7 protein-coding genes and 1 pseudogene are annotated in these 11,294 nt (G+C 55.6%); 5 read left to right on the top strand and 3 right to left on the bottom strand.

Annotated elements, in window-relative coordinates; all coding sequences use genetic code 11:
• Positions 1 to 208, top strand: a pseudogene (locus tag UF64_RS20495) (IS110 family transposase); the annotation flags it as partial.
• On the opposite strand, the gene UF64_RS04955 reads toward UF64_RS20495, so the two are convergent.
• Positions 205 to 1,323, bottom strand: coding sequence for an anhydro-N-acetylmuramic acid kinase (locus UF64_RS04955; RefSeq protein WP_044827506.1), 1,119 nt, complete (start codon positions 1,321 to 1,323; stop codon positions 205 to 207). The pseudogene UF64_RS20495 and the gene UF64_RS04955 overlap by 4 nt on opposite strands.
• Before the next feature lie 188 nt (positions 1,324 to 1,511).
• On the opposite strand from UF64_RS04955, the gene tyrS reads away from it, so the two are divergent.
• Positions 1,512 to 2,765 (top strand): tyrosine--tRNA ligase, encoded by a 1,254-nt coding sequence (gene tyrS, locus UF64_RS04950; RefSeq protein ID WP_044827505.1) that lies wholly within the window; start codon positions 1,512 to 1,514, stop codon positions 2,763 to 2,765.
• 78 nt (positions 2,766 to 2,843) lie between these two features.
• Here the strand turns inward: tyrS and UF64_RS04945 are convergent, their stop codons facing one another.
• Positions 2,844 to 6,380, bottom strand: coding sequence for an AsmA-like C-terminal domain-containing protein (locus tag UF64_RS04945; protein WP_044827504.1), 3,537 nt, complete (start codon positions 6,378 to 6,380; stop codon positions 2,844 to 2,846).
• 274 nt (positions 6,381 to 6,654) lie between these two features.
• On the opposite strand from UF64_RS04945, the gene UF64_RS04940 reads away from it, so the two are divergent.
• Positions 6,655 to 9,630, top strand: a complete 2,976-nt coding sequence (locus UF64_RS04940; RefSeq protein WP_044827503.1) for a bifunctional [glutamine synthetase] adenylyltransferase/[glutamine synthetase]-adenylyl-L-tyrosine phosphorylase — start codon at positions 6,655 to 6,657, stop codon at positions 9,628 to 9,630.
• 101 nt (positions 9,631 to 9,731) lie between these two features.
• Complete coding sequence (gene bcp, locus UF64_RS04935; RefSeq protein WP_044827502.1) at positions 9,732 to 10,196, top strand: thioredoxin-dependent thiol peroxidase; 465 nt, start codon at positions 9,732 to 9,734, stop codon at positions 10,194 to 10,196.
• Here the strand turns inward: bcp and UF64_RS20135 are convergent.
• Complete coding sequence (locus UF64_RS20135) at positions 10,183 to 10,368, bottom strand: hypothetical protein (protein ID WP_152630607.1); 186 nt, start codon at positions 10,366 to 10,368, stop codon at positions 10,183 to 10,185. The genes bcp and UF64_RS20135 overlap by 14 nt on opposite strands.
• A 55-nt stretch (positions 10,369 to 10,423) precedes the next feature.
• Here UF64_RS20135 and UF64_RS04930 point away from each other — a divergent pair, with 55 nt between their 5' ends.
• Positions 10,424 to 11,194, top strand: a complete 771-nt coding sequence (locus tag UF64_RS04930; RefSeq protein WP_044827530.1) for a response regulator — start codon at positions 10,424 to 10,426, stop codon at positions 11,192 to 11,194.
• Positions 11,195 to 11,294: the final 100 nt, after the last annotated feature.

Raw genomic sequence — 11,294 nt, 5'->3', positions numbered from 1 at the left:
TGGCGGCGGACGTTTGGAAGTGCGCAATGCTCTTTACTATGCTGCATTACCGGCAATACGCTTCGATCCTCTGCTACGCGACTTCTACAAACGCCTGACTGAAAACGGAAAACCCGGCAAGGTTGCTGTGATTGCTGTCGTCAGAAAAATGGTCACCATCCTCAATGCGAGAATGCGTGACCATTATGCTTTAATACTTGACGGCTAATACCGCTGCTTTTTTGTGGGGTAAAGCTTGCCACCGCAACAGGGCTCCGGAACGCCTGTGGTTCCAGGGAAGCTGAGCGGCAAGTCACGCAAATGGCGGACCGCCAGGAAACCGAAACATTCCGCCTCAACCGCGTCACCATCCCAATCCAGTTCATCAACAGATCGCACCGGCACGCCAAGACGGCTACCAAGCGTTTCCATGATGTAATCGTTATGACGTCCGCCCCCACATACAAACCAGCTTTGCGGTGCCGCCGGCAGATGGTTTACCCCGGCCACAATGGCCGCCACCGTGCAATTGGCCAGTGTCGCCGCCCCATCCGGGACATTCAGCTTGGCTTCAACCACCAGACCGTCAATGCGTGCGGCCATATCTTCGCGATCAAGAGATTTGGGCGGGATGCGATCAAAGTATGGGTCTTCAAGGAATTTGACCTCGACCATCGGATCGCCGGTGCCGGATGCCGCCGTCGCCCCGTTGAGATCAACCGGATTACCGGTATGGCGCAGCATCCAGTCATCAAGGCGCGCATTACCCGGCCCACAATCAAAGGCCAGCAGTTGGTCATCGGCATCAATATAGGTCAAGTTGGATACCCCGCCGATATTCAGAACCGCCACAGGCAAATCCACACCGGCACTTTTGATCAGGGCAGCGTGATAGACAGGGGCCAGCGGTGCGCCCTCCCCACCGGCCGCAACATCGGCCAGTCTGAAATCGGCAACCACCGGGATACCGGTTTTTTCCGCCAACATATGCGGCGTTCCGATCTGGCGCGTGATGCCATTGCCCGGTTCGTGAAAGACGGTCTGTCCATGAAAACCGATCACGCCAATTTTGCCCACTGCAACACCGGCCTTATCAAGCAGGATATTAACAGCATCAACATGGACCTGAGTGAGGTCATCGGCAACGACATGCTCGCTGTTGGTCGCACTGCGATTACCAAAACAGGCCCGCATGCGTTCGCGGAGTTCCGGTGCATAGGGCACAAAGACAGACTGGCCGGTCCGGCGCACCTCGATGCCATCGGTTTCAATCAGTGCCGCATCCACCCCGTCAAGAGAGGTGCCGCTCATCATGCCGATTGCCGTGATCCAGCCTTGTGTCATGTTGTGCTCCGTACCGCGAAAATTGTTGGTTTGGCGCAGCCTAACGGGAAATTATCGCGAATTCGTTACCCGGATGGCAGATCTGCTCGCCGATGCGTTGCCGAGCGGATGTTTTCTGTGCTAGATCATCGCCTCCGCACATAAAGGCGGGTCGAATTATCTATCACAACCAACATAGCGCAAAAACCATGACTGAACTGAAGTCTGATTTTCTCCGCGTCATGAATGACCGCGGTTACATCCACCAATGTACTGATCTTGAAGGCCTTGATGCCTATGCATCGGATAACACGGTGGTGTGCTATGTGGGCTATGATTGCACTGCAGACAGCCTGCATGTCGGATCGCTTGTGTCGATCATGATGCTGCGCTGGTTGCAGAAAACCGGCCATAAGCCGATCGTCCTGATGGGCGGCGGCACAACGCGCGTTGGTGACCCGACCGGTCGTGACGATGCGCGCCCGGTTCTGACTGACGAAATCATTGGCGCCAACATGGCTGGCATCAAAAAGGTCTTCCAGCAGTTCCTGACGTTTGGCGATGGCCCGACCGATGCGGTCATGGTCAACAATGCCGACTGGCTGGACAAGCTGAACTATATCGAGTTCCTGCGGGATTTCGGTCGCCATTTCTCGGTCAACCGCATGCTGGCCTTTGACTCGGTGAAGCTGCGCCTGGAACGTGAACAGTCGCTGAGCTTCCTTGAATTCAACTACATGATCCTGCAGGCCTATGACTTTGTTGAGCTGAACCGCAACTATGGCTGCACGCTGCAGATGGGCGGATCGGACCAGTGGGGCAACATCGTCAATGGTGTCGAACTGGGGCGCCGTGTTGATGAAAAATCGCTGTTTGGTCTGACCACACCGCTGATGACCACCGCGTCGGGTGCCAAGATGGGCAAGACCGCGGCCGGTGCCGTGTGGCTCAACGAAGAACGCCTGTCGTCCTATGACTACTACCAGTTCTGGCGTAACACCGAAGATGCCGACGTGATTAAGTTCATGCGTCTGTTCACCGAAATGTCGCTTGAACAGATTGCCGAATACGCCAAGCTTGAAGGATCGCAGATCAACGAAGCCAAAAAGGTTCTGGCATTCGAGGCCGTTAAGCTTTGCCGCGGCGAAGAAGCTGCCCTTGCAGCGGCCGAGACCGCCCGCAAAACCTTTGAAGAAGGTGTTCTGGCGGATGACCTGCCGACCGTCGAAGTCGCCAAGGCCGATCTTGATGCTGGTATCCCGGCCTTTGATCTGTTCCGTCGCGCCGACCTTGCCAAATCGGGTGGCGACGCGCGCCGCCTGATCAAGGGTGGTGGTGCCAAGATCAATGACGAGAAAGTCAGCGATGAAAACGCAAACATCACGTCGGATGCGCTCAATTCTGATGGCGTGATCAAGGTTTCGGCGGGTAAGAAACGTCACGTTCTGATCAAGCCGGTCTGATCACATCTGCTCCAAACAAAAGCAAAAGCCCCGCCGATCATCGTGCGGGGCTTTTTTGTGTTTGCTTGGATGCCTCGACTAGCCCGGTTCAGCACCGGTAATCAGGTTTCGGAAGACACCCGGCACAAAGGTCGAGAGCGGATTGACCGTAATGTCCGGTTCATCCAGATCGCCCTCAATCGTGTAGGTCGGGGCAAAGATACCACCGCCTTCTTCACCGACCAGAATATCCCCAAGGATCGGGATGGCACCAAGGGCGGAATTCAGCGCATAGATCGGCACGATCGATCCTGCCAGGCGGATTTCCGATTTCGCCAGATCAATCGATCCGTTCGCCGTAACACCTACAGCCGACCCGTTTGCCGCGACCTTGGAAAGTGCGAGCACATCATTCACATAGGTGAATTCACCATTCAGCTCGTTAAAGGAAATGCCATTGCCCTGCAAAACATCACCAAGTCCGGTGAGTGAGGCAGCACTCAGCACACGGGCTGCAATCGGTGCGTTGACGACGCGGAATTCGGCAATGCTGGCCTGACCGCTAAAGGGTTGGGCGAAGTCGCGCTCATCGACCGTTCCTTCAATCGTCATGCGCCCGCCCAGAAGGTTGTCATACTTATCCACCGCACGCAGGAAACGACCGGCATCTTCGCTGGTGAGTGTGACCTTGCGGGTCTGGAAATCTTCGCGGGTGACTTGCGCAAACACATTGGCCCGATCACCAAATGCCCCGTTCAGAACAAGGCGGTCCCATTCCTGTCCGACCGTATGGATGGAACCACGCACATCGGCCAGCAGCTCGCCATTGGCCATGACCATCTGTTCGATATTCAGAAACACCTCGGTGCTGCCACCGCTGCGCTCTGCGCGCTCGCCAATGCCGCCGGTGTTGGCCCCTGAAAGATCGTTGCCCGCGTCATCATCGCCTGCCCCGTCGTCAACGATCCAAGGGGTCGCGATCAATTGGCGGGCGGTGATTTCAAGTTCGCGTTTATCTGTTTCCTGACGCAAAGTGATCTTGCCATCATTCAAAAGCGGCGGCTCACCTTCCTTCAGAAGGAAACCACCCGCCTCAAGCGCGACGAGATAGTGCTGATCAGAAGGTGCTGTGTCCTCGGCAGCATCATCCGCCCCGACACTTTCGATAAAGGGACGCAGATCAAATTGCGCACCGCTCAGATCGACGACCAGCCGGTCGCCTTCTTCCATGCGCACAGAACCCGAGACATCGATATTTTCGCGAAAACGGGTGTTTTCGAGTTCAACAAACCATTTATCGGCCATGGCGTTATCACCGCGCCAGTTGCCATGCCCCTTGGCCTCAAGTGCCGGGGCTGTCACGGCAAAACTGTTCACCGTACCACCGCCATCAAACTGAACGGCGACGTCAAACTTGGCGGACGCCGCCAACCCCGGTTCCTTGCGATAACCAACCGTTTCTATGGGCACGGAAAGCCCGACATTGGCCAGATCGACATCCCCAACGATACGAACGCGATCAGACGCCACACGGATATCAAGATCGCCCTTGGCCATCCCGTTCAGATACGGTCCCGGATCAAGTTCGATATCGGGCAACACGGCAAGATCAAGGTCGCCAGACAGCTTGTAATGGCTTGTCACCGCAGCATTGGCATCAAAGGTCTCGACCCAATTGATGTTGGTTTTTCCCTTGCCGACGGTTGCCGCACCAGCGAGTTCGAGACCCTTGGTGTTGACCTGCAGTTCGAAGCTGCCATCGGCGATATCCATGCCACGAAACGCACCGTCAATCGCTGCATTTTCGATGCGTGAGGCCGCCGCCACATCGACATCATCAAAAGTCACATCACGCAGAAGCGGAAAATGCAGCCGCACACGCGTCGCCTGGTCGCCGCTTATCTTGGCCGGATCAATGCCAAGCCGGGTGGCAAAGCCAAGTGGTTTGGCCTCGATCAGTTCAAGCGCCTTGCGTGCGCTGCCCTGTGCGACGATTTCGATGTCGGCATCAGGTTTCGGTTCATCAAGCTTGGTAAAGATGATGCTGGCATCGGTGACCTGAATGCCTTCGGCCTCGCCGCTATTAACAAAGATGCTGAAACTGGTTTCGTCAAACTCTGCACGTCCGGCAGCATTCAGAACATCGGGCATCTCACCCAGATAATGCACCGTGATGCCTGACATCGTCATCTGACCACCAAGGTCATCAAGAACGACCTCGCCGGCATCATCCTGATGCAGTTCTGTGTGCATGGTCGCCTGATGGACAATACCCTCGGACAGGTTGGTGACAACCCATGTGCGGGCATCATCGCCAACACCTTCGGGCCACAGGCGATCCAGCTCATTGGTCGGAACATCAGTCGCCGACAGGTCAAGATTGACCTGCCACTGCCCGAACGGGTCAAGCACCACGCCCTGCAGTTTCGCCGATGCATCACCGACATTCAGAACAACATCATCAAGGCTGAACCGGCCGGGCACATAGCTTGTGACGATCTGCCCGTCAGTCACGCGATAGGTTGCGCGTATTTCTTCCGGGAATGTAATGACGCCACTTCCAACCGTCAGATCGGTCGATGCCGATATCAGCCCGCCCGTGGCATCAAGGCGGGCATTAAGCTTGCCCGATACCGGTACATAAGCATCATGCAGCTTCTCAAACAGGTCGGAGATGCTGACAAGATCGGCAAGCTCGATCTCGCCAATATCGGCTTCAAGATCAACATCGCCAGTTTCAATGCTGTAATCGCCGGTCACACGAACCTGGGTGGAGATATCCCCCGCACTGACCTGCATGGAGGCCTCTGCCCCGATCCCGAACGCGCGTCGCGACAACAGGATATCGGCCTGCGGTGCGGCCCAGACAATACCGATTTTCTCGTCACGGACTTCAAGGTCAGCATTAACAATCCCGAAGCTTTCGAAATAGGCCGCAGCCGGAATGTCGGTGCGTTCGCCCGACAGAATGGCAAAGATATCATGGAGGACCGGATTGCCAGACCGCTCGACTGGTTCGGCGTCATTCCCCGAAGTTTCGGGATCAGCAATTTGCTGTTCCGCGACAGAATTTGCGGCATCTGGCGCGTCTGGCAGTTCGATCACGACGGACGATCCACGCCCCTTTTCATAGGCTTCGTCAGCGGGTGTGGTTGCACCGTCCCCAACGCCTTCGGTATCTGCGAGTGTCGCGACATCTTCGGCGGCCTCTTCGGCGATGTAGCCGACATCAATGGTGCCATCGGCACTGCGTTCAAGCCGGATGCGCGGGCCGATCAGATTGAGTTCACGAAGCGCCAGCACGCCTTCAAACAGCGCCTTGCTGGAAAACACGACATCGGCTTCGGGAACGTGGAGGATTTCCTGATTATCGGGGCCAAAGATGCTGACCCGGCGCAGGCCGACGTCAAACTTTTCATCCCAACCGCGCCAACGCAAAACGACATCGTCGACCGCCAGCCGGTTATTGCCCATCGATTGATTAAGATGATCGACCAGATACGGGGTCAGCCGGTGCAAAGACACAGGTTCCTGGGACAGTCGCCAGATCGTGACTGCCGCGAACACGCCGACAAACAGGACGATGGCTGATAAAGTCAGCGCCAGCCATCCGGCAAAGGTCTTAACGTGGCGCACTCATTTTACCTTGTGTTCCCGATGTCATATGCAGCGATATCAATAACTTCTATCTTCTGGTGTGGTTGTCGATACGTTACTGACAACCATATTACCTGAAAGTACCAGACCGCTATTGATCTATACCCCTTTTTGTCCGATCACAGAAAAGCTAGAAACAGATAGGTCATCCTGTTGATCAGGACGTCCAACTCCTTGCAGAGATTATGCAATCAGGTGCAACCCTTTGCATAGCGCGGTTTGTGACCATTTCGCAATACAAGGAACGCAAAAAGTGTCTCTTTCCTGGATTTCACAGGATCTGCCCAAAGCCTTCGATTCCGACCGTGTCGCCAACGCGTTCGAACGCTGGAACACACTGGCGGACCGACCGGTATTTGAAAGCCTGTCAGATAAAATTGGCGAGATTGCGTCCAATCCCCAAAAACGCGCGGTTCTTGAGGCGCTGTTTGGCAACAGCCCCTATCTGACCAACCTGTGCCTGCGCGATCCCGACACGGTCTGCGATGTTTTTGACAACGGTCTTGATCAGGCCTTTGCCAATGCACTCGAACCGGTCCATATCAGCGCCGATGCCCGCGACCTTGATCAGGCCACCACCATGGCAACCGTGCGCCGGGCCAAACGCAGGGCGGCACTTGTGATTGCAATGGCCGATATCTGCAAGGCTTGGCCGCTGGATAAAATCACCTCGGCAATCAGTGACACGGCCGAGCAAACGCTTGATTTCACCATGGCGCATTGCCTGTCGGCCATGGCGCGCCTGCGCAAATATGACCTGCCCAATCCGGAAAACCCGCTGGAAGGATCGGGAATCTTTGCCATTGGCATGGGAAAGCTTGGTGCTGGCGAGCTTAACTATTCATCGGATATCGACTTGATCTTCCTGTATGATCAGGATGTCGTGACCTACCTTGATCCTGACCGCATTCAGCAGGACCTGGTGCGCATGGTGCGCGACATCACACGGATCATGGAAGAACGCACCGGTGATGGATATGTCTTCCGCACCGACTTGCGCCTGCGTCCCGACCCGGCATCAACCCCGCCAATCCTGTCGATGATTGCTGCCGAAACATATTACGAAACCGTCGGGCAGAACTGGGAACGTGCGGCCATGATCAAGGCGCGTATCGTTGGAGGGGATCGCAAATCAGGTAACGAATTTCTTGAAATCCTGCGCCCGTTTGTCTGGCGCAAGCATCTTGACTTCATTGCCATTCAGGACATTCATTCGATCAAACGCCAGATCAACGCGCTTAAGGGCGGCAGCAAGATCAACATTCCGGGCCATAACGTTAAACTTGGCCGTGGCGGCATCCGCGAGATCGAATTTTTTGCCCAGACCCAGCAACTGATCTGGGGCGGGCGCGAGATAGCGCTCCGTGGCAAGGCGACCTGCGACACGCTCCGCACCCTGACCAAATTTGGTCAGGTGTCCGAGGAAGTCCGCGATGAAATGGTGGCGGCCTATGAATTCCTGCGCACCGTCGAACACCGCCTGCAAATGATCAATGATCAGCAGACCCAAACCCTGCCCGATACCGATCAGGGCTTGCTGGCACTGGCGACCTTCCTTGGTTATGAAACGCTTGATGCCTTCAAGGCGGACTTGCTGCTTCATCTGCGCAATGTCGAAAACAACTATGCCGAACTGTTCGAGGATGACGTTCCGTTGGCCGGAAGCACGGGAAACCTTGTTTTCACCGGCACTGAGGACGATCCCGACACGCTTGAAAACCTGCGTCAGATGGGCTTTGAAAATGCCGAGAATGTCTCGGTCACGGTGCGCGGATGGCATCATGGGCGTTATCGCGCAACGCGGTCGCGTCGGGCGCGCGAAATCCTGACCGAACTGATGCCGACCCTTTTGGGGGCACTTGGCAAAACCACCAACCCGGATATGGCGTTTCGCGCCTTTGATGATTTCCTCAAAGGTTTGCCGGCTGGGGTGCAGCTGTTCTCGCTGTTTACCGCCAATCCGCAATTGCTGGAACTTCTGGCCCAGATTGCCGGCACCGCTCCGCGCATGGCGAAATATATCGGCCGCAATGCGGCGGTGCTTGATTTCGTTTTGATGGCGGGCTTCCACGAAGAACTGCCCAATGCCGATGCGATGCTGGCAGAACTTGACGCCCGTCTGTCGCGCGAGGACATGGTCGAAGACTGGCTTGATGCCGCACGGCGCTGGGCCAATGACCAGAAATTCCAAATTGATGTCCAAACAATCGAAAACCGTCATACCCCGCATGAGGCTGGCCGCGCCTTGGCCGATGTGGCCGACGTTGCCATTCGCGCGCTTTTCCCGCGCATTGCCGATGACTTTGCCGCCAAACACGGCAAGTTTTCTGACGGCGGGCTTGCGGTCTTTGCGCTCGGCAAACATGGGGGGCAGGAACTTTCGCCCGGTTCGGACCTTGATATGGTGTTTATCTATGAGGCCCTCGAAGACGCCGAAGAGTCCGATGGCGAAAAGCCGCTGACACCCGGGCATTATTACATCCGGCTCAGCCAGCGCTATATCAATGCCCTGTCCGCACCGACGGCCGAAGGGGTTCTGTTTGAAACCGACCTCCGCCTGCGCCCCAGCGGATCCAAGGGGCCGCTTGCCACCCACTTCAAGAGCTTTGAGACCTATCAGAACAACGAAGCCTGGACGTGGGAACATATGGCGCTGACCCGTCTGCGGGCTGTTTACGGGCCCAAGGCGCTGTGTGACAAGGTGCTGGCGACCACCAATGACGTGCTGTGTAAAAAGCGCGATCCCGACCAACTAGTCCGTGCGGTCTATGACATGCGCAACCGCATGGAAGCGGGCAAAGGCGATAATCATCCTTGGGCGATCAAGATGCGCCGCGGCGGGTTGGTCGATCTGGAATTCATTGCGCAATATCTGCAGCTGCGTCATGCCCATGACCATCCCGAAATCCTGTCCCCGACCACGCGGGTGGTTTTCAAAAACCTCGCGACGGCGGGTATTCTTAAATCCGACGAAGCCGAATTTCTTGCCAACTCCTCGTCCTTCTGGCTCGCCTTGCAGGCCATGTTGCGCCTGACCACCGAAGGCCCGTTTGATCCAGAAAAAGCCAGCGAGGATTTGCAAAAAATGCTGGCCAATGCCGGGAAGTGCGACGATTTCGCAAGCCTGCAGGACAAGATGGAAAGCACCGCCACCCGGATCAAAGAGATCTATGACCTCGTGATTGCGGCGCCGGCCGAAAAGATCGCCCCCTCGGATGCACCACAATGATCCAACAGCACTTGCCAAGCTTATAAGGGTTTGTATTTTCAGTATCCCGGTTTGGATGCGGATCGGATCACAAACCAGAACGAATAGACAGAGGATAGACCATGACAGTTGATGTTGGTGACAAGGCCCCGGATTTCGAACTGCCAACCGATGGCAATGGCAGCGTGAAACTGTCTGATCTGGCAGGCAAGCCGGTGGTGATCTATTTCTATCCCAAGGACATGACCCCGGGCTGCACGACCGAGTCCTGTGAATTCCGCGACGCTGAACCTGATTTCAGCGCGGTTGATACTCAGATCATCGGCATTTCCAAAGACAGCGCCGAACGTCACGACAAATTCAAGGCCAAGCATGATCTGAACTTCATTCTCGCCTCCGACGAGAACGGCACCACCTGCGAGGATTATGGTGTCTGGAAGGAAAAGAACATGTATGGCAAAAAATTCATGGGCATCGAGCGATCCACCTTTGTCATTGATGGCAACGGTGTCATTCGCAATGCCTGGCGCAAGGTAAAGGTCAAAGGCCATGTCACCGAGGTTCTTGAGGCCGTCAAAGCCCTTTGAGTTCAACATTTTTCAGCAACAAGGCCCGGCGTTTCAGTGCCGGGCCTTTGTTTTTTTCAGCACAAAAAATGTTTTCTTTCAGGCTTCTGGCAATATCGCAATTTGCTGATTTTGTTGCCATCCCTTGTTTGTCGGGATAAAAATTCGGATATGGGAGTGATGGGTGATGCATTGTCCTCACCTGTTTGATGAAAACTCACCGGCATGCCGGCAAAGCGGGTAATTCAATGAGTAACAATGTTGTCGATCTCGACGATCAGATGCTTTCGGACTTTCGCGATGAAGCCCATGACATCATCAATTCCATCGATGTGATTTTGCAAAACGCGCGCAGCAAGGGTGAGCCGGGTCATCTGACTGCCATCCAGCGCGAAGTTTTCAATCTGCGATACAAGGGCAAGTCCGTTGCCGCACCGCTGATCAACCTGACCAGCCATCGCCTTGCCGACTATGTCACGACGTGCAAGGAACTGAACGAAGGCTCGATCAACGATATTCAGGCCTTTGTCGACAAGATCGAAAACCTGCTTGAAGGCGATATGAGTGCCGGTGGTCAGGACACAGCAGAATTCGTGCGTGAACTCCCGTCCAAACGCGCCCCTGATATCGATCCGAACTGGCTGGCCAAGGCCAATGTCGAAGCGCTTCTGGTCATTCCGCAGCGTTCGATGGCAACCATTCTGGAACGCGAACTAGCTGCTTGCGGTTATCGCAGCTCAGTCACGCAGACCTCGTTCGAGGCGATCGAACTTGCCGTGCGCACCCGCCCGGATTTCATCATCGTTGCCAAAACCATCGATGAGCTGAGCGGTGTTGATCTGGCCAACGCCCTGCAGGCGATGCCAAAAACCCGTGGCATTCCGACCGCCGTTCTGACCTCGGATGCACCGAACCATCCGTCGCTTCAGGATCTGCCATGCCGTACCGCGATCATCCGCAAGGGCAATGCCTTTGGCGAGGATCTGGCAGAGGCACTGGCACGCTTTAACATCACCTAATCGCGCGTTCGATAACTGATTACAAAGGGCGGTCCGGGTTTGAGTAAGGGCCGCCCTTTTTGTTTGCCAATTGACCCGCAGGCGCGCAGATGGCAGACAA

It is taken from the genome of Thalassospira sp. HJ (assembly GCF_000948415.1).
Classification (GTDB): Bacteria; Pseudomonadota; Alphaproteobacteria; order Rhodospirillales; family Thalassospiraceae; genus Thalassospira.
Note: the sequence above shows the minus strand (reverse complement) of the source record. Positions and strands in the feature narration are given on the sequence as shown.